Source organism: Streptomyces sp. enrichment culture (assembly GCF_964272895.1).
In the GTDB taxonomy this organism is placed as follows: Bacteria; Actinomycetota; Actinomycetes; order Streptomycetales; family Streptomycetaceae; genus Streptomyces.
The window spans coordinates 1,731,175-1,751,611 of sequence record NZ_OZ186832.1 but is presented as its reverse complement, the minus strand read 5'-3'; the positions used below and the strand labels follow the sequence as shown (position 1 = coordinate 1,751,611).

The following is a 20,437-nucleotide window of genomic DNA, read 5'->3' as shown; positions in this document are numbered from 1 at the left end:
CTGCCTGTTGGGAGCCGCAATGCCGCATTTCCCTAGCAAGCGCTTGCCGAGACGTGGTGTGGTGACGGCCGCCGTGGCGGGGCTCCTCGCCTCGCTGGGGCTGGGCGCGGTCGGTGAGTCCCATGCCGCCGAGCCGGTCGTGGGGCACCGCTTCACCGACCGCCCGCACGGGTTCGCCTCCCTCGCCGGAGGCACCACCGGCGGGGCCGGGGGCAAGGTCGTCACCGTCACCGACCATGCCTCGCTGGCCCGCTACGCGGCGGCCGAGGAGCCGTACATCATCCGGGTCAAGGGCTCCATCACGGTGGAGCCGTTCGGGGCCGAGATCGATGTCGCTTCGAACAAGACGGTGATCGGAGTCGGCGCCACCGGCGAGATCGTTCAGGGGGAGCTGCATCTGAACCCCGGAACGCACAACGTGATCATCCGTAACCTGACGATCCGCGATTCGGCGGTCGCGGGCAACTGGGACTGCAAGGACACCGACTTCGACGGCATCCAGATGGACTCCGTCCATCACATCTGGATCGATCACAATCGCTTCTCGAACATCTGCGACGGTCAACTCGACATCCGCAAGGACAGCGACTACGTGACCGTCTCCGCCAACCGGTTCGAAAAGAACAACAAGACGTTCGGAGTGGGCTGGACGCCGAATGTGCGCACACGGATCACGATCGATCACAACTGGTTCGATCGAACGAAACAGCGCAATCCGTCCGTGGACAACGCCGCCTACGCGCACCTGTACAACAACTATCTGACGGCCCAGGCCGATCCCGGTGACCCCGTGTGGACGTACGGCAACTGGTCGCGCGGGCGCACCAGGATGGTCATCGAGAACAGCTACTACGAGGACGTCCAGCATCCCTACCAGGCGGACGCCACCGCCGAGTTGGTGCAGCGCGGGTCGATCCTGAGGAACACGACGGGACGGCACGACGCGTGGGGTGCCGCCTTCGAGCCGCGGGACTTCTACGCGTACCGGCTGGACCCGGCCGAGGCCGTCCCCGCGCTCGTCCGGCGCTTCTCCGGGCCGCAGCGGCAGATCGGTGTCGTCCTGCGCGTTCCGGGCGACCACCCGACCGTGCAGGCCGCCGTGGACGCCGTGCCGGCGGGCAATGACGTGCCGGTGACGATCGCCGTCGCACCGGGGACGTATCGCGAGAAAGTACTGATTCCCGCGACAAAGCCGAACTTGGTGGTGCAGGGGACTGGACAGAACCGGTCGGACACCGTCATCGTCTACGACACACCGGCCGAGTACGGCGGCTCCAACGGGAGCGCGACTGTACGGATCGCCGCGCACGACGTCACCGTCCGGCACCTGACCCTCAGCAACGACTTCGACGAGGCCGCGCACGAGCTGAAGGGCGAGCAGGCGCTGGCGGTGAAGACGACCGGCGACCGGATCGTCTTCGAGGACACCGCCTTCCTGGGCAACCAGGACACCCTGATGACCGACAGCCCCAGGCTGACCACCGTCAGCCGGGTCTACATCCGGGACGCGTACATCGAGGGCGATGTCGATTTCGTCTACGGGCGGGCCACCACGGTGATCGACCGGTCGGTGATCCGGGCGCTGAGCCGGGGTTCGGCGACCAACAACGGCTACATCACGGCTCCTTCGACCTGGAAGGGCAACCCGTACGGGTTCCTGATCACCCGGTCGAGGATCGTGAGCGACGCCCCCGACGGGTCCTTCCACCTCGGGCGGCCCTGGCATCCGGGCGGGGAGCCGGACGCCGTGGGCCAGGTCCTGATCCGGGAGACCGAGCTGCCGGCCGCGATCAAGGCGTCGCCCTGGACCGACATGGGCGGCTTCTCGTGGAAGGACGCGCGGTTCGCGGAGTACCGCAACCACGGGCCGGGGGCCGATGTCACCGCGGACCGGCCGCAGATGAGCGACGCCGAGGCCGCCTCGCACCAGGTCGCGGACTACCTCGGGGGCGCCGACGACTGGGCGCCGCACCACCACTGACCCCCACACCTTCACCACCCTCGTTGGGATCCGGAAGAAGAGAGCCGACCGATGAAGATCAGCATCAGCAGAAGCAGGCGCACCGCCGTGGCCGTCGCCCTGGGATCCGTGCTCGCCCTGACCGCCACCGCCTGCGGTGACGACGGCAGCGGCGGCGGTACGGGCTCCGAGGGCGACGGCAAGGGCGAGATCGTCTTCTGGGACAACAACGGAGGTGTCCGCACCGACGCCTGGAAGGCGCTCATCGCCGACTTCGAGAAGGCCAACCCGGACATCGACGTCGAGTACGTCGGCATCGCCTCCACCGAGTACCAGTCCAAGGTCGACACCGCCATCCAGGGCGGCGGCCTGCCGGACGTCGGAGGCGTCGGCGCGGCCATGCTCGCCGGGTTCTCCGCGCAGGACGCGCTGGAGCCGCTGGACGAGCGGCTCGCCAAGTCCGCCCTGAAGGGCATGCTCAACAAGGACATGGTCGAGTCCATGAAGGCGGCCGGCGGCGGTGACGGGACCCTGTACTCCATCCCGACCTCCGCGAACAACGGTGTGCTGTACTACCGCACCGACCTGTTCGAGAAGGCCGGTCTCGACGAGCCCTCGACGTGGGACACGTTCTACGAGGCGGCCGAGAAGCTGACCGACGCCAAGAAGAACGAGTTCGGCTACACCATCCGCGGTGGCGCCGGGTCCATCGCCCAGGCGCTGGACGCGATGTACGGGCAGTCCGGGATCACGTCGTTCTGGAACGGCGACAAGACCACCGTGAACGATCCGAAGAACGTCGCGGCGCTGGAGAAGTACGCCGGGCTGTTCAAGCGGGTCACTCCCGCGGCCGACCTCAACAACGACTTCACCAAGATGGTCGCGCAGTGGGACTCCGGCACGATCGGGATGCTGAACCACAACCTCGGGTCCTACCAGGACCATGTGAAGGCGCTGGGGACGGAGAAGTTCCGGGGCATTCCGCAGCCGGTGGGCTCCACGGGGAAGCGGGTTCAGGTGTCCAACCCGGTCGACGGCATCGGGATGTTCAAGAGCTCCAAGAACAAGGAAGCCGCCTGGAAGTTCATCGAGTTCGCGCTGTCCCACGAGCAGAACTCGAAGTTCAACGAGGCGGCCGGACAGGTGCCGTCGAACACGCAGGCGGCGCAGGACGCGTGGGTGGGGAAGGCGGAGCCCACGAAGCTGGCGGCGCAGGCGCTGAGCGACGGTTCCACGACCATTGTGCAGCTGCCGTACTACCTGCCGGACTGGAACACCATTTCCAAGGCCGACAACGAGCCGAACTTCCAGAAGGTGCTGCTCGGGAAGATGAGCGCGAAGGAATTCCTGGACGGGCTGGCCGAGCAGCTGAACGAGGCTCAGGCGGAGTGGAACGAGCAGAAGGGCTGACGGTCGCTCCTCGGCCGCCGGTTCGCCGCGGCCGGTCGCGCCCACGCGGCGGTAGCCGCCTGGCGAATACAGCCCCGCGCCCTTCGGGGCGCGGGGTTCCCTCCCCGTCGAAAGGCGCCTCACGTGTCCCTCACCCGTAGACAAGTGACCGGTGCGGCGATCGCCGCCGTTCCGCTCGGCGTGGCTGCTGCCGGTTCCGCGCACGGCGCCAAGAACGCCACGCGCACCCTCTGCATAGCCGGCGATTCCACCGCCGCTCAGAAGTACCTCTCCGCCGCCCCCGAGACCGGCTGGGGCATGGCGTTGCCCTTCTTTCTGCACAAGGACCGGCCGGTCGCCAATCACGCGGTGAACGGCCGGAGTTCGAAGAGTTTCGTCGACGAGGGGCGGCTCGACGCGCTTCTCCGCGTGATCCGGCCCGGCGATGTTCTTCTGATCCAGTTCGGGCACAACGATCAGAAGATCAGCGATCCCGCCCGGTACACCGAGCCCTGGTCGACGTATCAGGAGCACCTGCGGATGTACGTCGACGGGGCGCGGGCGCGGGGAGCCCGGCCCGTGCTGGTGACCCCGGTCGAGCGGCGGCGTTTCGACGCCGGAGGCAAGGCGCTGCCCAGTCATGGGGAGTACCCGGCGGCGATGCGGGCGCTGGCCGCCGAGGAGGGCGTCGCGCTGCTGGATGTGCAGGCGCTGTCGCTGGCGTTGTGGCAGGAGCTCGGGGCCGAGGGGACCAAGGCGTACTTCAACTGGACCGAGAGCGAGCAGGACAACACGCACTTCAATCCGCCCGGTGCGATCGCCGTGGCCCGGACGGTGGCGCGGGAGCTGGTGCGGGCGCGGGTGCTGGCGCCGCGGGACGTGCGCCGGCTGGAGGACGAGATCCCGGAGTCCTGGATCACCTGGCCTTCGGACGTCGAGAACTGAACTGAGGAGAGCCGCAACTGTGAGCACCACAAAGTGTCATGCACGTGTCATCACCGTGCTCGTCGGATGCACCGCACTCGTGCTGTCCGTCACCGCGGGTGCCGTCGCCCACAGCGAGAGCCGGCGGGACGTGGCGCGGGAGGTGCTGCCGGCGAACGACGGGTGGGCCTCGTACGGAACCGGTACCACCGGCGGGGCCGACGCCGATGCCGAGCACGTGTACACCGTCCGCACCTGGGACGAGTTCAGGGCCGCCCTCGCGGCCGGAGGCAGCGCGCCGAAGATCGTCAAGGTGAAGGGGACGATCGACGCCGTGGCGCAGGGCTGTGACGCCTTCGCCGTGCCGGGGTACGACTTCGCCGCCTATCTGGAGAAGTACGCGCCCGAGACCTGGGGGCTCGACACCGACCTCAGCGCCGAGCCGGACGACAGCCCCGAGGGGCTGCGGCGCGCCTCGGCCGCCAACCAGGACAAGGCCATCAAGGTCGAGGTGCCCTCCAACACGACCGTCATCGGCGTCGGACGGAACGCCGGCATCAAGGGGGCCAGCCTCCAGATCAAGGGCGTCGACAACGTCATCGTCCGCAACCTGACCCTGGAGAGCCCGGTCGACTGCTTCCCGCAGTGGGACCCCACCGACGGCAGCAAGGGCAACTGGAACTCCGAGTACGACACCGCCGTCGTCCACGGCTCCACCCACGTCTGGATGGACCACAACACCTTCACCGACGGCAGCCACCCCGACAGCGCCGCCCCCACCTACTTCGGGATGCTGTACCAGCAGCACGACGGCGAACTGGACGTCGTGCGCGGCTCCGACTACGTCACCGCGTCCTGGAACGTCTTCGCCGACCACGACAAGACGATCCTGATCGGCAACAGCGACGGCGCGTCCGCGACCGCCACCGACCGGGGCCGCCTGAAGGTCACCTTCCACCACAACCTCTTCCGCAACCTCGTCGAGCGGGCCCCGCGCGTGCGGTTCGGACAGGTCGACTCGTACAACAACCACTTCGTGGCCGACGCCTCGTACTCCTACAGCTTCGGCATCGGCAAGGAGTCCCAGCTCGTCGCCGAGCACAACGCGTTCACGCTGCCGGACGGGATCAGCCCGGCGAAGATCCTCAAGAAGTGGAACGACGCGCCGGTCACCGCGCACGGCAACGTCGTCAACGGCAGCCCCGTCGACCTGATCGCCGTGCACAACGCGGAGATCCCCGCCGAGACCCTCCGGTCAGGCGCCGGCTGGACGCCCGTGCTGCGCACCAAGGTCCACCCCGCGCAGGCCGTCCCCGGCATCGTCCGCCACCACGCGGGCGCAGGCCGGCTGCGCTGACCGGCCGACCGGATCCGGAACCGGCCTGCCCGACCCGGACCGCCGGGGCGGCGCCGCACCGCGCCCCCATCCCAGGGCGTGCCCGCCCCGGCACCCACCCCCTCACGCCCGCACCGTGAAGGAGCACCTGCCCCATGCCCTTGTCGAGAAGGCGACTTCTGGTCGCCGGCGCCTCCGCCCTGGCCCTCGCCCCGCTGCCCGCGCACGCCGCCGGCCGCACCCCGGCCGCGCCGTTCGGCCGGTACGGCTCCCCGGCCGCCCGCCTCACCGGGCGGACGCTCTACGTCGATCCGCACGGCCGCGGCGACTTCACCACCGTCCAGGCCGCCGTGACCGCCGCCGCCGCGCCCGGCCACACGCTGGTCCTCGCGCCGGGCGTGTACCGGGAGACGGTCGCCGTCCCCGCCACCGCCACCGAGATGACCTGGATCGGGGCGAGCGGGGACCCCCGCGACACCGTGATCGTCCACGACAACGCGGCCGGCACCCCCAGGCCCGACGGCTCCGGCACCTACGGCACCTCCGGCTCCGCCACCACCCTGGTCCGCCCCGACGGGTTCACCGCCCACCGGATCACCTTCGCCAACGACTGGCTGCGCGCCGACCACCCCGGTGTCTCCGGCACCCAGGCCGTCGCGATCAAGGTGCTGGGCGACCGGTCGGCGTTCCACCACTGCCGCTTCCTCGGCCACCAGGACACCCTGTACGCCGACTCCGGCGCACTCGGTGTCTTCGCCCGGCACTACTACGCCCACTGCTATGTCGAGGGCGACGTCGACTTCGTCTTCGGGCGGGCCACCGCCGTCTTCGAGCACTGCCACTTCCGCACCCTGGACCGCACCGACCTGCCCTCCGCCCCGTACGGCTTCGTCTTCGCCCCCTCCACGGCCGGCGCCAACCCGCGCGGCTACCTGGTGACCAGGAGCCGGATCAGCAGCGAGGCCCCGGATGCCTTCTACAAGCTGGCCCGCCCCTGGGTGCCCAGCTCCGACCTCACCGCCCGCCCGATGCTGACCGTGCGGGACACCTGGCTGGGGCCGGGCATCGACGCGGTCGCGCCCTACACGCACATGCGCGAGGCCCATCCGTGGCAGGCCATGCGCTTTGCGGAGTACGCCAACCACGGGCCGGGAGCGGTGGTCTCGGTGCCGGAGAACCGGCCGCGGCTGACCGCCGACGAGGCCGCCGCCCACACGCGGCGGACCTACCTGGGGGACTGGACGCCGTACGAGCGGACCTGAGCCGGAGACGGTCGTCGCAGCGAACGTCCCGGCACAGGGAGACGCCCCCGCCGGTCGTCACCGGCGGGGGCGTTCCGTGTCCGGGCGCGATGGGGGTCGACACCCGGAAGGCCGGCCGGGGGGCGGCCGGCGGCTCACTGGTAGAGGAGATCCGAAGCGGTGTGACGGCAGTGGGTGCCGTCGGGGCCGGTGCCCAGCTCCTTGGGCTCGGCGCCGGTGCTGTTGCCCTGGAAGCGGGTGCACGGCTTGATCTTCCTGCCGCTGTCGCCGTGGATGCGCACCTTGCGCAGGGCGGCTGTCTCGCCGTAGTTGGCGTTGATGCCGACGATCGACCTGCCCGGCGCGGTCACGTCCACGTCGTTGATGATCACCTGGCGGTTCTTGTACTGCGTCCGGCAGTTGCCGCAGGTGCGCACCAGCTTGCCGAAGTCCGACACCTGGAACCTGGTCACGACCAGCTTGCCGGCGCCGTTGAACTGGAACACCTTGTCGTCGGCCTTGCGGGCGCCGCCGCCGTACACCGTGTACACGGCCGACGCGGACGTGCCCTTGAAGGTGGCGGCGTCCTCGCCGACGTCCTCCCACCAGACGTTCCGCAGGGTGCAGCTGCCCAGGCAGTGGATGCCGTCGGCGGCGGGGGCGCCCAGGATGACGTTCTTCAGGACGGCGCCGTCCGCGAGGGTGAAGACCGGCTTTTGGTCCTCGTCCTGGCCGCTGCCGCCGAGCGGGCCGCTGCCGTAGAAGCGCCGGTACCCGCCGTCGTAGGTGCCGGACACCTCGACGGTGCTGCTGACGGGCTTCTCGCCGGTGGCGGTCGGCCAGGACGACGCGGCGCCGGCCGAGGACAGCATCGTCGTGGTGACGATCGCCGTGGCGGTGATGCCGAGCGCGGCGGTGCCGCCGATGGCCGCGCGCCGCTTGGTGAGGCGGCGGCGGTGACGGACACGCTGGTCGGGTCGTGCTGTCATACGCGTTTCCTTGCCGGGTGGGGGATCCTTGCGTCTCCTTGTCGCCACCGGTGCGGAAGGGGTTGCCGTGCCGTCGGACTTTTTTACCGGTCCGCGTCCGCGGGGTCGCCCTGGGGTGCGAAGCCGCCTGCCACGGCGAGCCGTTCGCCGTCCGCGGTCGTCGCCGTCGCCGAGTAGCGGTCGTCCCCGGCGTCCCGGCCGCCGCGCTCGTGGTCGTACTGCCCGGCGAACACCCACTCGCCCGCCGGGACCGTCCGGCCCGCCTTGAGCACCCAGGTGTACCGCAGGAGCCCGCCGCGCTCCTCGACGGTGAGCGTGAAGTCCTCCTCGGGCAGCGAGCGCCAGGCGCCCGTGGAGGACACCCCGCCGGTCTGGGCGATCTCCAACCGCACGGTGAGCGCGGCCAGTTCCTCGGAGGTCCGCAGGGTGAGGTTGCTCTGCGCCCAGAAGTCGTGGCTGTGCGGGTCCACCGAGCCGTCCGACCACAGCGGGCCGTCCTCGGCGCCGGAGGCGGGCGGCCGGGCCGGGGTCTCGGGCGTGGCCGACGGGGTGCGAGGGGCCGGGGTGCCGGACGCGGTCGCGCCGCCGGTCGGGTCGGGCCGCCGGGTGCTGTCCTCGGCGCCGGGCGTCGGGTCCGCCGGGAAGGCGGGCGGGCGGCTCGGTTCCGGTGACGGGGCGGGCGTCGGCGACGCGGCGACCGTGCCCTGCGGCGGGGGAGCCTCCTCCTTCACCGCGGAGGCCACCGCGTATCCGCCGACCGCCAGCACACCGGCGACCGCGGCCGTGGCGCCCGCCACCCGCAGCCAGCCGAGCGCCGGCCGCGGCCGGGCGCGGTGGTCCGCGCGGGCCCGGTCGGACATGCCGTGCTCGATCCTGGCCAGGATGCGCGCGCGGTCCGGCCGATGCGCCTCGGCCGCCTCGCGCAGCCGGGCGCGCAGCTCGTCGTGCACGTCCCGCGTCATCGGTTCCTTCCTCCGGCCTCGCCGCTGCGCGCCATCACCGCGCGCACCCGCTGCGGCGCCCCCTGGGCCCCGAGCAGCCGCTGCAACTCGGCCATTCCCTTCGAGGTCTGGCTCTTCACCGTACCCACCGACACACCGAGGGCGAGCGCGGTGTCCTTCTCCGACAGATCGAAGGCGTGCCGCAGCACCACACAGGCCCGCTTGCGGAACGGCAGCATGCGCAGCGCTGCCTGGACGTCCACCGCCCCGGCGACGTCCGGACCCTCGGTCCGCTCCTCGCCGCGCGACCAGAACAGGGCGATCCGGCGCCGCTCGCGCACCGCGCCGCGGATACGGCTGCGGGCCAGGTTGGCGACCACCCCGCGCGCGTACGCCACCGGCCGGTCGGCCGCGCGGACCCGGTCCCAGCGGTGCCACAGCGCGAGCAGCGCGTCCGCCGCCAGATCGTCGGCGGCATCGGCCTCACCGGTCAACAGGTGGGCGAGGCGGGCCAGTTCGGCGTAGTGGCGTTCGAAGAAGGCGTGGAACTCCACGGAGGCGGCGTCGTCGACGACTGTCCCCACGGGCGGTCTCTCCTCGCAGTGATTCCCCGGGCACGTCGAACAGCCGTACGCCGGGACGAGATCCGGAACTGTATCAGCGATCCGTACGAGGATTCGAACGCCGTATGGCAGACCGAACCCGATTCCGTAACACGCGGAAAACCTGAAACGGGTTCGACAGGGGAACAATCCAGCCAGCATCCGCACACGATCAAGCGCGCGCCGGGGAGTTGTCCGCCATGTTCGACAGGTACTTCCGGATCTCCGAACGGGGATCCACCATCGGCCGGGAGATACGCGGCGGTTTCGCCACGTTCTTCACCATGGCCTACATCCTTGTGCTCAACCCGATCATCCTGGGCAGCGCCAAGGACAAGTACGGCGAGGCGCTCGACCCGGTCCAACTCACCACCGCCACCGCCCTGGTGGCCGCGGTGATGACGGTCGTCATGGGCGTCGGCGGCAACCTGCCCCTCGCGCTCGCCGCCGGACTCGGCCTGAACGCGGTGGTCGCCTTCCAGATCGCCCCGCTGATGAGCTGGGACGACGCGATGGGCCTCATCGTCCTGGAAGGTCTGGTTATCTGTCTGCTGGTGGTCACCGGGCTGCGCGAGGCCGTCATGCACGCCATCCCGCAGCCGCTGAAGCAGGCGATCAGCGTCGGCATCGGCCTGTTCATCGCCTTCATCGGCTTCGTGGACGCCGGTTTCGTCAGCCGCATCCCGGACGCCGCGAACACCACCGTGCCGGTGCAGCTGGGCGGCACGGGCACCCTCGCCGGCTGGCCCGTGCTGGTCTTCTGCCTCGGCGTGCTGCTGACCGTCGCCCTGCTCGCCCGCAAGGTCAAGGGCGCGATCCTCGTCAGCATCGTGACGACGACGCTGCTGGCGATCCTCATCGAGTCGGCCGCCGACGTGAAGAGCTGGGGACTGACCACGCCCGAGTGGCCCGACAAGGTCGTCGACACCCCGGACTTCGGGCTGCTCGGTCAGTTCAGCCTGTTCGGCGCCTTCGACGAACCCGGCGTCGGGGTGATCACCGTCGTCCTGCTGATCTTCACGCTCATCCTGTCCGACTTCTTCGACACCATGGGCACGGTCGTCGGCGTCAGCGCCGAGGCGGGCCTGCTGCGAGAGGACGGCAAGGTCCCGAACCTCGGCCGGGTCCTGCTCATCGACGGCGCCGCGGCCGTCGCGGGCGGCGCCTCCTCGGCGTCCTCGGCCACCTCCTACATCGAGTCGGCGGCCGGTGTCGGCGAGGGCGCCCGCACCGGCTTCGCCAACCTCGTCACCGGCGGGCTGTTCGCCCTCGCCCTGTTCTTCACCCCGCTGCTCACCATCGTCCCGCTCCAGGCTGCGGCCCCCGCCCTGGTCGCCGTCGGCTTCCTGATGATGACCCAGGTCAAGCACATCGACTGGGACCGCTACGACATCGCCATCCCCGCGTTCCTCACCATCGCCGTGATGCCCTTCACCTACTCCATCACCAACGGCATCGGCGCCGGCTTCGTCGCCTACGTCCTGATCAAGACGGTCCTCGGCAAGGCACGGGAGGTGCACTGGCTGCTGTGGGGCGCCTCGGCGCTGTTCCTGGTGTACTTCGCCATCGACCCCGTCGAGCAGCTGCTCGGCTAGTCCGCCAGCGCGGCCTCCATCACGGCCTTGGCCACCGGCGCGGCCAGCCCGTTGCCGCTGACCTCGGAGCGCTCGGCGTCCGACTGCTCCACGATCACCGCGACGGCGACCTGCTTGCCGGTGGCCTCGGACTTCCCGTAGGAGGTGAACCAGGCGTACGGCGTCTTGGAGTTGTTCTCACCGTGCTGGGCGGTGCCCGTCTTGCCGCCCACCGTGACGCCGTCGATCCGCGCGTTGGTGCCGGTGCCCTCCTCCACGACCGTCTGCATGGCCGACTGGAGCTGTTCGGCCGTGGAGGCGCTCACGATCCGTGTGCCGGACGCGCTGTCGTCGTAGTCCTTCAGCACATCGCCGTCGCTGTCGGTGATCCGCGACACCATGTGCGGGGAGATGAGCTCACCGCCGTTGGCTATCGCCGCCGACACCATCGCGATCTGCAGCGGCGTCGCGGTCACGTCGAACTGGCCGATGCCGGACAGCGCGGTCTGCGGCTCGTCCATGTCCTTCGGGTAGACGCTCGCGTAGGCGCGCACCGGCACGTCCTGCTCGTCGTCGTTGAAGCCGAACTTCTCGGCCATCGCCCGGACCTTGTCCTGACCGAGGTCGACGGCCATCTTGCCGAAGACGTTGTTGCACGAGTACCGGAGCGCGACCCGGATCGAGGCGTTCTCGCAGGGCGCCGACGGGTTCTCGTTGGTCAGGTCGTCGCTGGACTGCGGCAGGTCGTACGGGTCCGGGCTGTCCGTCCTGTCGTCCACCGACGCGTACAGCCCGTCCTCCAGTGCCGCCGCCGCGACGACCAGCTTGAACGTGGAACCCGGCGGCAGCGGCTGGCGCAGCGCGCGGTTGGTCATCGGCTTGTCGGGGTCCTGCTGGAGCTGCTTCCAGCGGTCGGAGTCGCCCGTGGCGAGGTCGGAGGGGTCGTAGGACGGTGTGGAGACCACCGCCAGGATCCGGCCGGTCTCCGGGTCGATGGCGACCGCGGCGCCCTTCTTGTCGCCCAGCGCCTCGTACGCCGCCTTCTGCACGGCCGGGTCGATCGTGGTGAGCACGTCGCCGGGAGCGGCCCGCTTGCCGGTGACCGTGTCCATGACGGTCTGCAGCCGGGGGTCGGTGCCGTCGAGGAGGTCCTGGTAGACGCCCTCCAGCTGGGTGGCGCCGTACACCTGCGAGCTGTACCCGGTGACGGCCGCGTACAGCTCGCCGTCGGTGTAGGTCCGCCGGTATCTGAGGTCGCCGCTCGTCGTCCGCGCCGAGCCGGTGACCGCCTCGCCGCCCACCACGATGTTGCCGAGCGGCTCGCTGTACAGCGCGATCGCGTTCCGCCGGTTGTCCTTGTCTGCCGCCAGCGCCCTGCCCTCGTAGAACTGCACCCAGGTGGCCCTGATCAGCAGGGCCAGCACCAGCAGCAGCGTGAAGACGGACGCGCGCCTGATCGTCTTGTTCATCCCGCTCACAAGACGAGCGAATGCGACCGGACCGTTCCCTTCCGTCCGTTTTCTCATGCGCCTCTCATGAGGTCGTCCTCAGAAACCCCGCCTCGTACGCCGCGATCACCGCCTGTGTGCGGTCCCGCGCCCCCGTCTTGGCCAGGACGGCCGCCACATGCGTCTTCACCGTCGCGGCGCCCACCTCCATGCGCCGGGCGATCTCCGCGTTGGTCAGCCCGCCCGCCATCAGCCGCAGCACCTCGCTCTCCCGGCCGGTGAGCCGCGCCACCCACGCCGGGGGTGCCGCGGTCGCCCGCCCGTGCTCGACCGCGAGGGCCCGCACGGCCGCCGGGAACAGCAGCGCGTCGGTGCGCGCGATCAGCCGTACCGCCTGGACCAGTTCGTCCGCGTCCGCCCGCTTCAGCAGGAACCCGGCCGCGCCCGCGCGCAGCGCGTCGTACACATAGGAGTCGTTCTCGAAGGTGGTGACGACGACGATCCGCGGCGGCTCGGACAGGGTCGCGAGGATCTGCTCGGTGGCCCGGATGCCGTCCGTGCCGGGCATTCGGACGTCCATCAGGACGACGTCGGGCCGCGCCTCCCGTACGACGGACACCGCCTCCGCGCCGGTCGACGCCTCGCCGACCACCTCCAGTCCGGGCTCGGCGGAGAGGATCGCGCGCAGGGCGGTGCGCACCATGCGCTCGTCGTCGGCGAGGACGATCCGGATCGGCCGGTCGTTCATACGGTCTCCTGTCCTGTCAGCGGCAGCCGCACCCGCAGCCGCCACACGTCCCCCTCGGCCCCCGCCTGCGCGGTGCCGCCCAGCAGCCGGGCCCGGTCGGCGATGCCGCGCAGCCCGTGGCCGCCGCCGGGGCGGCAGGGCGCCGTCCCGCTCACCGGGTTCTCCACGCCGATCTCGAGGGCGCCCCCCGCCACGGCCAGCCGCAGGCGCACCGGCACCTCGCCGCCCGCGTGCCGCAGCGCGTTGCTCAGCCCCTCCTGCACGATCCGGTACGCCTCGCGGGACAGCATCGGCGGTACGGCGGCGGGCTCCACCGCGATGTCGGCGGTCAGGTCGGTGCCGCCCGCGCGGGTGCGGCGCAGCAGGCCGTCCAGATCGTCGGCGAGCGTCGGGGCGGGCGCCGTGCCGGGGGCGTCACCGGCGCGCAACACGCCGAGGACGGCGTCCAGTTCGCCGACCGTGCGCCGGGTGGTGTCCTCGATCGCGGCGAGCGCCTCACGGACGAACTCCGGGTCGCTGTCCAGCACCCGCCGGGCCGCGCTCGCCTGGAGGGTGACCGCGCTGAGGGCGTGGCCCACGGAGTCGTGCAGCTCACGGGCGAGCCGGTTGCGCACGGCCAGGTCGGCGGCGCGCGCCTCGGCCGCCGCGAGCCGGTCCTCGGGGCCCGGCCCGAGCAGCACCGGCGCCCACCGGGCGAGCAGCGCACCGGCCCCGGCCGCGCACGCGGCCAGCAGCACGAGCATCGCCGCACCCGCGGGCGCGCACAGCGCCAGCACCCAGGCCCGGTCGAAGAGTGCGGGCATCCCCAGCCGGCTGTCCGTCAGCCACGACACGGCCGGCAGTGCGATCAGCACCCCCGCGAACGGCGGCACGGCCAGCGACATCCCGGACACGATCCCGCCCAGCCCCAGATGCAGCGTGAACCAGGCGGCCGTCCGCCTCCTCGCCGCCCGGCTGCGGGCCGGCCCGTACGCCAGCGCGTCCGCGTCGACGCCGCACAGCGCGCGGGCCGCGCCCGACTCCAGGGTCCGGGTCGGCGGGAACAGCGAGGTGACCGCGGCGAGCGGCAACCCGAGGGCGAACGAGGCGAGTTGCAGGGCGATGTCCTGGAAGACGAACCGCGAGTGGGCGGCCGGTCCCACGATCAGCTGGCCGACGAAGAAGTACGGCATGGCGAGCGCGCCGCCGAGGATCAGATGGATCCAGCGGCGGCGCGCCCGCCGTCCGAGCAGCGCCCGGACGAACGCGCTCACCCCGTGAGGCGGCCGACGGCCGCCGAGCGCGCGAGGAGGAGGCGGGCGACCAGGCCCGCCACGAGAACGCCGACGATCACGCCGCAAGCGTAGGTGAGGTTCATCAGCGCGGTGGGCCGCTCGTCGGCCCCCTCCGCGACGACCAGCGCGGCCGTCCCCTGCCAGGCCGCCCAGCACGCCGAGGCGGCGGACCCGACCCAGGCCGCGGTGAGCGGCACCGCCAGCCGCAGCGCGGGGCCGCGGCGGAAGGCGAGCAGCAGGGCGGCCGCGACGGCGACCACGAGGAACGCGGCGGCCTGGGCCTCGACGATGGTGAAGTCGCTGCCCCGGTCGTCGATCCGGGCCCCGTCGAGCCCGGTGGTGCCGCCGAAGGCCCACAGCAGGTGCCCCGCCAGCGGCGGCACGGCGAGTACGGCCGCCCCGACGGCGACCGCCTTCTGGGCGCCGGTGCCGAGCAGCGCCCGCGGCACGTCCCACACCCGGCCCTGCCACAGACGTCCCCAGCGCTCACGGGCGTAGAGCGCGAACAGCGCCCCGAGGGCCAGGCCCTGCACGATGAAGCCGCCGTAGACCAACCCGAACACCCAGGAGTCCAGGAAGACTTCGTCCCCGTCGCCGGTGGTGTCCCCGCCGCCGAGTGCCCTGACGACCAGCTGCACCGGGAAACCGGTCATGATCGGGGCCAGCAGTCCGGTCGCCGCCCACACCGGCACCGTCAGCAGCCACGCGGGCAGCCGCCTGCCCCACGGCCGGGTCAGCGCGACGGCCAGCACGATCACACACGCGTCCATCAGGACGGTCACCCCGTTGGCGACGGCCACGGCGGCGCGGTGGTCCAGCAGCGAGCTGCCGTCCGGGATGCCGACCCGGCTCCCTGCCAGCCAGGCGACCTTGAGCCCCAGATACGGCACGCACGCGGCGATCGCGACGGCCCGCAGCGTCCGCCGGGTCCGGTCGGGTGCCGTGGGGGCGGGGGCTGCGGGGGCGAGGGCTGTCTGCGTCATGCCCCCACCCTCCCGCGCCCACCGCCTCCCGCACGTCGTGCCCTCCGACGATCCGCCTCCGCCGCGCGGGGGAGGGGCTCAGCCCTCCAGGACGAGCACGAACTCCTCGATCTCCTCGCCCCGGGCGTTGGCGAACCCCCGCTCACGAGCCGTCCTGCGGAACCCGCACTTCTCCAGCACCCGAAGCGAACCGGAGTTGTCCGCCGCCGCCCGCGCGTACAGCGGCCGCTCGGACACCTCGGCTAGCAGCCCGCGCAGCGCGGCCGTGGCGATACCGCGCCCCCAGTGGGCACGGTCGATCCAGTACGTCACCTCGCGCTCGCCCGGAGCGCCGTAGACCGCCGCGCTGCCGACCACGTCCCCGTCCACGAGGACGGTCCGCTGGATGTCGTCGGTGGCACGGATCTTCGCCCAGTGAGCCTCGAAGGCGTCCCGGTCGGCCGGGTCGCGCGGGGTGAAGGCGGCCATGCGCAGCGCCTCGGGATCGTTCAGCTGCCGGAAGAACACCGGCAGATCGCTGTCGTGGACCGGGCGCAGTACGACGTCCATGGGTGTTCAGAGCCTCCGGGTCGCCAGGGTCAGCCGGTCGCGGGCGTCGAACAGGGCGTCCTTCACCATCTGTTCGTGCGCGGGGGTCAGCCGGGCCACCGGGACCGAGCAGCTGATCGCGTCGCGGGCCGGGGTGCGGTAGGGGATGGCCACGCCGAAGCAGCGCAGGCCCAGGGTGTTCTCCTCGCGGTCGACCGCGTAGCCCTGCTCACGGACCTGGTGCAGCTCCTCGATGAGCCTCTCCCGGTCGGTGATGGTGTGCTCGGTCAGCGCGGGCAGCGTCTCGGGCAGCATCTTGCGCACCTGCTCGTCCGAGTAGGTGCTCAGCAGCGCCTTGCCCAGCGAGGTGGAGTGCGCGGGCAGCCGGCGGCCGACCCTGGTGAAGGGGCGCAGATAGTGCTGCGACTGCCGGGTGGCCAGATAGACGACGTTCGTGCCGTCCAGGCGCGCGAGGTGGATGGTCTCGGTGGTGTCGTCGGAGAGCCGGTCCAGCGTCGGCCGCGCCACCGCGACCACCTCGTCGCCGTCGATGTAGGAGGTGCCGACCAGCAGCGCCCGTACGCCGATGCCGTACCGCGTGCCGGTGGCGTCCGTCTCCACCCAGCCCAGCTCCACGAGCGTGCGCAGCAGCATGTACAGGCTGGACTTGGGGTAGCCGACGGCCTCCTGGACCGCCCCGAGGGAGTGCATGCCGGGGCGCCCGGCGAAGTACTCGAGCAGTTCGACCGTCCGCACGGCGGACTTGACCTGCGCTCCGCCCCCCGTCTCGCCTGACATCGCCCTTGACCCCTTCGATCGACGCCAAATAGTCTCCGACAGCATATTCATCATCCGAGACAGCGTTCAGTATATCGAACAACGCTGGTGATGGACCCAGATACACGTGGAGGGATCTGCGGTGGCAGCAGCACCAGTCTGGAGTGTCGACCCCCGTACCGGGAAGCAGCGGGAACAGGTTGCGGTGGAGGCCACGGCCCAGGAGGTGGACGCCGCCGTCCGCGCCGCGCACGACGCACGGGAGGCGCTCGCCGACCGGACCGTCCGCTCCGCCTTCCTGCGCGGCGCCGCCGCGCAGCTGGAGGCCGCCCGGGACCAGCTCGTCGAGGCCGCCGACGCGGAGACCGCGCTCGGCCCGGTCCGCCTCACCGGCGAACTCGCCCGCACCTGCTACCAGCTGCGCGCCTTCGCGGACATCGTCGACGAGGGCGCCTTCCTGGACATCGTCATCGACCACCCCGACGACACCGCCACCCCGCCGATCCCCGACCTGCGCCGCTACAAGGTGCCGCTCGGCGTCGTCGCCGTCTACTCCGCCTCCAACTTCCCCTTCGCCTTCTCCGTCCCCGGCGGCGACACCGCGAGCGCGTTCGCCGCGGGCTGCCCGGTCGTGGTCAAGGCCCACCCCGACCACCCGGGCCTGTCCGAACTGGTCGCGGCCGTGCTGCGCCGGGCCGCCGCCGAGCACGGCATCCCCGAGGGCGTCCTCGGCCTGGTGCACGGCTTCGAGGCGGGCGTCGAGCTGATCAAGCACCCGCTGGTCGCCGCGGCGGGCTTCACCGGTTCGGTACGGGGCGGTCGCGCGCTCTTCGACGCCGCCGCGGCGCGTCCGGTGCCGATCCCGTTCCACGGCGAGCTGGGCTCCCTGAACCCCGTCCTGATCACCGAGGCCGCCGCCGCCGAGCGCGGGGAGGCCATCGGTACGGGGCTCGCGGGCTCCATGACGCTGGGTGTGGGCCAGTTCTGTGTGAAGCCGGGGCTCGTGCTGGTGCCGAGCGGCTCCGCCGGTGACGGGCTGGTCAAGGCGCTCACCGACGCGGTCAGCGACACGGACGCCGGTGTCCTGCTGGACCACCGGATGCGGGACAACTTCGTCGCCGGAGTCGCCGAGCGGCGCGAGCTGCCCGGCGTGGAGTCCCCGGTCACGCCGGGCGCGGGCGGGGAGCACACGGTCAGCGCCGGGTTCCTGTCCGTACCGGCCGAGAAGCTGACCGGCGAGGGTGCGTACGACCTGCTCCTGGAGGAGTGCTTCGGGCCGGTCACCGTCGTGGCCCGCTACGAGGACGAGGCCGAGGCCAAGGCGGTGCTGTCGCGGCTGCCGGGCAACCTCACGGCCACCGTGCATGTCTCTGCCGAGGAGGCGGAGGGTCGTGGCCGCGGGCCCGAGCTGCTGGCCGAACTGACGCCGCTGGCGGGGCGGGTGCTGGTCAACGGGTGGCCGACGGGGGTCGCCGTGGCGGCGGCCCAGCATCATGGGGGGCCTTACCCGGCCACGACGTCCACGTCCACGTCGGTGGGTGGTACGGCCATCGAGCGGTGGCTGCGGCCGGTGGTGTATCAGGGGGCGCCGGAGGCGTTGCTGCCCGCGGAGCTCCACGACGACAACCCGCTCGGGCTTCCTCGGCGGTTCAACGGGCGTCTGGAGCGGTAGCGCCGTAGGGGTGCGTCACCTCCGCCTGGGAGAATGAGTCGATGGACGTTTCGCTTCCCGAACTCCCCTTCCCCCTGCGCACCTACGGGCCCGACGGGCACTGGTCGTACGAGGACGGGATCCTCTCCGGGTGGGCCGGGCCGCGGCAGGACCGCTTCGTGCCGCCGACCGGTGAGGCTCTGGACCCGCCCACCGACGCGCCGCGGCTGCTCGGGACGCCCGACGGGGACTTCCAGTTGATCGCACGGGTCACCGTGGGGTTCAACTCGGCCTTCGACGCCGGCGTGTTGTACGTGCAGGTGGGGGAGCGGGCCTGGGCCAAGCTGTGTCTGGAGTACTCGCCGGACGTGCCGACCGTGTGCACGGTGGTCACGCGCGGACACTCGGACGACGCCAACTCCTTCACGGTGGAGGGGAGTTCGGTGTGGCTGCGGGTCAGCCGCACCGGGCGGGCCTTCGCCTTCCACGCCTCGGCGGACGGGCAGCGGTGGAGGTTCGTGCGGCTGTTCACGCTCGGCGACGAGAGGGAGACGGGCGCCGCGCTGGTCGGGTTCATGGCGCAGGCGCCGCTCGGGGAGGGGTGTGTGGTGACGTACGACCACATCGCGTTCCGGCCGAGCTGGCCGGCCGATCTGCGGGACGGCAGCTGAACCGGGAAACCGAGGTGGCCGAGAACGCGTCCTCAAGGGCGTGATCAGTGAGCGAGTGACCGGGGTCCGGGTGATCCGGACCGTCGTGCGGGCCGAGGCGGAGGCGGTCGCCGCGCTGCACGCCCGGGCCCGGGCGACGTACTACCCGGACGGCGTCCCGCAGGACGGCACCGACTGGCGGGCCGCCTGGCGCGGGGCCATCGGGCGGACCGACGGGCAGGTGCTGTGCGCCGTCGAGGACGGCCGGATCGTGGGGCTCGCCTCCTTCCGCGACGCCGGGGCCGGCACCGTCGACCTGCTCCAGCTCCACGTCGACCCCGACCGCTGGCGCTGCGGCATCGGCACCGCCCTGCACACGGCCTGTCTGGAGCAGTGGCGCGCCGACGGCAAGCGGGCGGCGGCGCTGTCCGTGCACGTCGGCAACCGGCGGGCGCGGGCCTTCTACGACCGCCATGGCTGGGTCCCCGACCCCGGCCGGCCCGTCACCGAGGGTGACCATCATCTCGCGCTGCGGCTGGAGCTGACCGGGGAATGAAACCAGGTCGTTGAAGGTTCACGTACGACAGGCGGAGAGAGTCTCCGTATCCGTACGACCCGAAGGAAGCCGAGAACATGCGCGTCGAGATCTGGAGCGACATCGCCTGCCCCTGGTGCTACGTGGGCAAGGCCCGCTTCGAGAAGGCGCTCGCGGCCTTCCCGCACCGTGACCAGGTCGAGGTCGTGCACCGCTCCTTCGAGCTCGACCCGGGCCGCGCCAAGGACGACACCGGCCCCGTGATCCCGATGATCGCCAAGAAGTACGGGCTCAGCGAGGCGCAGGCCGAGGCCGCCGAGGACAACGTCGGCGCGCAGGCCGCCGCCGAGGGCCTCGCCTACCGCACCCGCGGCCGCGACCACGGCAACACCTTCGACATGCACCGCCTGCTGCACCTGGCCAAGGAGCACGGGCGCCAGGACGAGCTGGTCCAGATCCTGTACCGGGCGAACTTCGCCGAGGAGCGCTCGGTGTTCACCGAGGGCGACGAGCGGCTCGTCGAACTCGCCGTCGAGGCGGGCCTGGACGCCGACGCGGCCCGCGAGGTCCTCGCCGACCCGAGCGCCTACGCCGACGACGTCCGCGCCGACGAGCGCGAGGCCGCTCAGCTCGGCGCGACCGGCGTCCCCTTCTTCGTCCTCGACCGCAAGTACGGCGTCTCCGGCGCCCAGCCCGCCGAGGTCTTCACCCAGGCCCTCGCCCAGGCGTGGGGCGAGCGCTCCCCGCTGACCCTGATCGACCAGGGCGACGCGGACGCCTGCGGCCCCGACGGCTGCGCGGTCCCGCAGCGGGGCTGAGCCGCAGGTCAGCGTCCATCTATAAGCGTTCCTTGGCGGAACCACGTAGAAAATCGCCATGGACCGATA

19 protein-coding genes are annotated in these 20,437 nt (G+C 71.7%); 10 read left to right on the top strand and 9 right to left on the bottom strand.

Features of this window, described 5'->3' with window-relative positions; translation table 11 throughout:
• The first annotated feature begins 19 nt into the window (after positions 1 to 19).
• From ACSU6M_RS07960 to ACSU6M_RS07940, 5 genes are all read left to right on the top strand, one after another.
• Positions 20 to 1,981, top strand: a complete 1,962-nt coding sequence (locus ACSU6M_RS07960; RefSeq protein WP_437068230.1) for a pectinesterase family protein — start codon at positions 20 to 22, stop codon at positions 1,979 to 1,981.
• A gap of 51 nt (positions 1,982 to 2,032) precedes the next feature.
• Positions 2,033 to 3,370 carry an ABC transporter substrate-binding protein gene (locus ACSU6M_RS07955; RefSeq protein WP_437068228.1) on the top strand — a complete coding sequence of 446 codons (1,338 nt, stop codon included), beginning with the start codon at positions 2,033 to 2,035 and terminating at the stop codon, positions 3,368 to 3,370.
• 123 nt (positions 3,371 to 3,493) lie between these two features.
• Positions 3,494 to 4,294: a rhamnogalacturonan acetylesterase gene (locus ACSU6M_RS07950; RefSeq protein WP_437068226.1), complete on the top strand. Its 801-nt coding sequence runs from the start codon at positions 3,494 to 3,496 to the stop codon at positions 4,292 to 4,294.
• A gap of 19 nt (positions 4,295 to 4,313) precedes the next feature.
• A complete protein-coding gene (locus tag ACSU6M_RS07945) occupies positions 4,314 to 5,630 on the top strand; it encodes a pectate lyase family protein (protein ID WP_437068225.1) in 1,317 nt (438 codons plus the stop codon).
• 134 nt (positions 5,631 to 5,764) lie between these two features.
• A complete protein-coding gene (locus ACSU6M_RS07940; RefSeq protein ID WP_437068223.1) occupies positions 5,765 to 6,871 on the top strand; it encodes a pectinesterase family protein in 1,107 nt (368 codons plus the stop codon).
• A gap of 134 nt (positions 6,872 to 7,005) precedes the next feature.
• Here ACSU6M_RS07940 and ACSU6M_RS07935 read toward each other — a convergent pair whose 3' ends face one another.
• The 3 genes from ACSU6M_RS07935 to ACSU6M_RS07925 all read right to left on the bottom strand — a co-directional run bounded on the left by ACSU6M_RS07935 (position 7,006) and on the right by ACSU6M_RS07925 (position 9,364).
• Entirely contained in the window at positions 7,006 to 7,839 is an 834-nt protein-coding gene (locus ACSU6M_RS07935; RefSeq protein WP_437068222.1) for a pectate lyase, read from the bottom strand.
• An 83-nt stretch (positions 7,840 to 7,922) separates the two neighbouring features.
• On the bottom strand, positions 7,923 to 8,801 hold the full coding sequence (locus tag ACSU6M_RS07930; protein WP_437068220.1) for a hypothetical protein: 879 nt from the start codon (positions 8,799 to 8,801) through the stop codon (positions 7,923 to 7,925).
• Positions 8,798 to 9,364 (bottom strand): SigE family RNA polymerase sigma factor, encoded by a 567-nt coding sequence (locus tag ACSU6M_RS07925; protein ID WP_437068219.1) that lies wholly within the window; start codon positions 9,362 to 9,364, stop codon positions 8,798 to 8,800. The genes ACSU6M_RS07930 and ACSU6M_RS07925 overlap by 4 nt, the downstream gene beginning before the upstream one ends.
• 218 nt (positions 9,365 to 9,582) lie before the next feature.
• Here ACSU6M_RS07925 and ACSU6M_RS07920 point away from each other — a divergent pair, with 218 nt between their 5' ends.
• Complete coding sequence (locus ACSU6M_RS07920; protein ID WP_437068218.1) at positions 9,583 to 10,977, top strand: NCS2 family permease; 1,395 nt, start codon at positions 9,583 to 9,585, stop codon at positions 10,975 to 10,977.
• Here ACSU6M_RS07920 and ACSU6M_RS07915 read toward each other — a convergent pair.
• The 6 genes from ACSU6M_RS07915 to ACSU6M_RS07890 form a co-directional block, all read right to left on the bottom strand.
• Positions 10,974 to 12,425 (bottom strand): peptidoglycan D,D-transpeptidase FtsI family protein, encoded by a 1,452-nt coding sequence (locus tag ACSU6M_RS07915; protein WP_437068216.1) that lies wholly within the window; start codon positions 12,423 to 12,425, stop codon positions 10,974 to 10,976. The genes ACSU6M_RS07920 and ACSU6M_RS07915 overlap by 4 nt on opposite strands.
• A 64-nt stretch (positions 12,426 to 12,489) precedes the next feature.
• Positions 12,490 to 13,152, bottom strand: a complete 663-nt coding sequence (locus ACSU6M_RS07910; RefSeq protein WP_437068215.1) for a response regulator — start codon at positions 13,150 to 13,152, stop codon at positions 12,490 to 12,492.
• Positions 13,149 to 14,405: a sensor histidine kinase gene (locus ACSU6M_RS07905; RefSeq protein ID WP_437068213.1), complete on the bottom strand. Its 1,257-nt coding sequence runs from the start codon at positions 14,403 to 14,405 to the stop codon at positions 13,149 to 13,151. The genes ACSU6M_RS07910 and ACSU6M_RS07905 overlap by 4 nt, the downstream gene beginning before the upstream one ends.
• On the bottom strand, positions 14,402 to 15,409 hold the full coding sequence (locus ACSU6M_RS07900) for a hypothetical protein (RefSeq protein ID WP_437068212.1): 1,008 nt from the start codon (positions 15,407 to 15,409) through the stop codon (positions 14,402 to 14,404). The genes ACSU6M_RS07905 and ACSU6M_RS07900 overlap by 4 nt, the downstream gene beginning before the upstream one ends.
• A gap of 78 nt (positions 15,410 to 15,487) precedes the next feature.
• Positions 15,488 to 15,958, bottom strand: a complete 471-nt coding sequence (locus tag ACSU6M_RS07895; RefSeq protein ID WP_437068210.1) for a GNAT family N-acetyltransferase — start codon at positions 15,956 to 15,958, stop codon at positions 15,488 to 15,490.
• A 6-nt stretch (positions 15,959 to 15,964) separates the two neighbouring features.
• A complete protein-coding gene (locus ACSU6M_RS07890; protein WP_437068209.1) occupies positions 15,965 to 16,735 on the bottom strand; it encodes an IclR family transcriptional regulator in 771 nt (256 codons plus the stop codon).
• A 121-nt stretch (positions 16,736 to 16,856) separates the two neighbouring features.
• Between ACSU6M_RS07890 and ACSU6M_RS07885 the strand changes: the two genes are divergently transcribed.
• The 4 genes from ACSU6M_RS07885 to ACSU6M_RS07870 all read left to right on the top strand — a co-directional run bounded on the left by ACSU6M_RS07885 (position 16,857) and on the right by ACSU6M_RS07870 (position 20,368).
• The gene (locus ACSU6M_RS07885; RefSeq protein ID WP_437068207.1) at positions 16,857 to 18,386 is read left to right on the top strand and encodes an aldehyde dehydrogenase (NADP(+)); all 1,530 of its coding nucleotides are present in this window, start codon (positions 16,857 to 16,859) and stop codon (positions 18,384 to 18,386) included.
• A 41-nt stretch (positions 18,387 to 18,427) separates the two neighbouring features.
• Positions 18,428 to 19,036 carry a DUF1349 domain-containing protein gene (locus ACSU6M_RS07880; RefSeq protein WP_437068205.1) on the top strand — a complete coding sequence of 203 codons (609 nt, stop codon included), beginning with the start codon at positions 18,428 to 18,430 and terminating at the stop codon, positions 19,034 to 19,036.
• Positions 19,037 to 19,076: 40 nt separating this feature from the next.
• On the top strand, positions 19,077 to 19,571 hold the full coding sequence (locus ACSU6M_RS07875) for an N-acetyltransferase family protein (RefSeq protein ID WP_437068204.1): 495 nt from the start codon (positions 19,077 to 19,079) through the stop codon (positions 19,569 to 19,571).
• Positions 19,572 to 19,648: 77 nt separating this feature from the next.
• Complete coding sequence (locus ACSU6M_RS07870) at positions 19,649 to 20,368, top strand: DsbA family oxidoreductase (RefSeq protein ID WP_437068202.1); 720 nt, start codon at positions 19,649 to 19,651, stop codon at positions 20,366 to 20,368.
• The last annotated feature ends 69 nt before the right edge of the window (positions 20,369 to 20,437 follow it).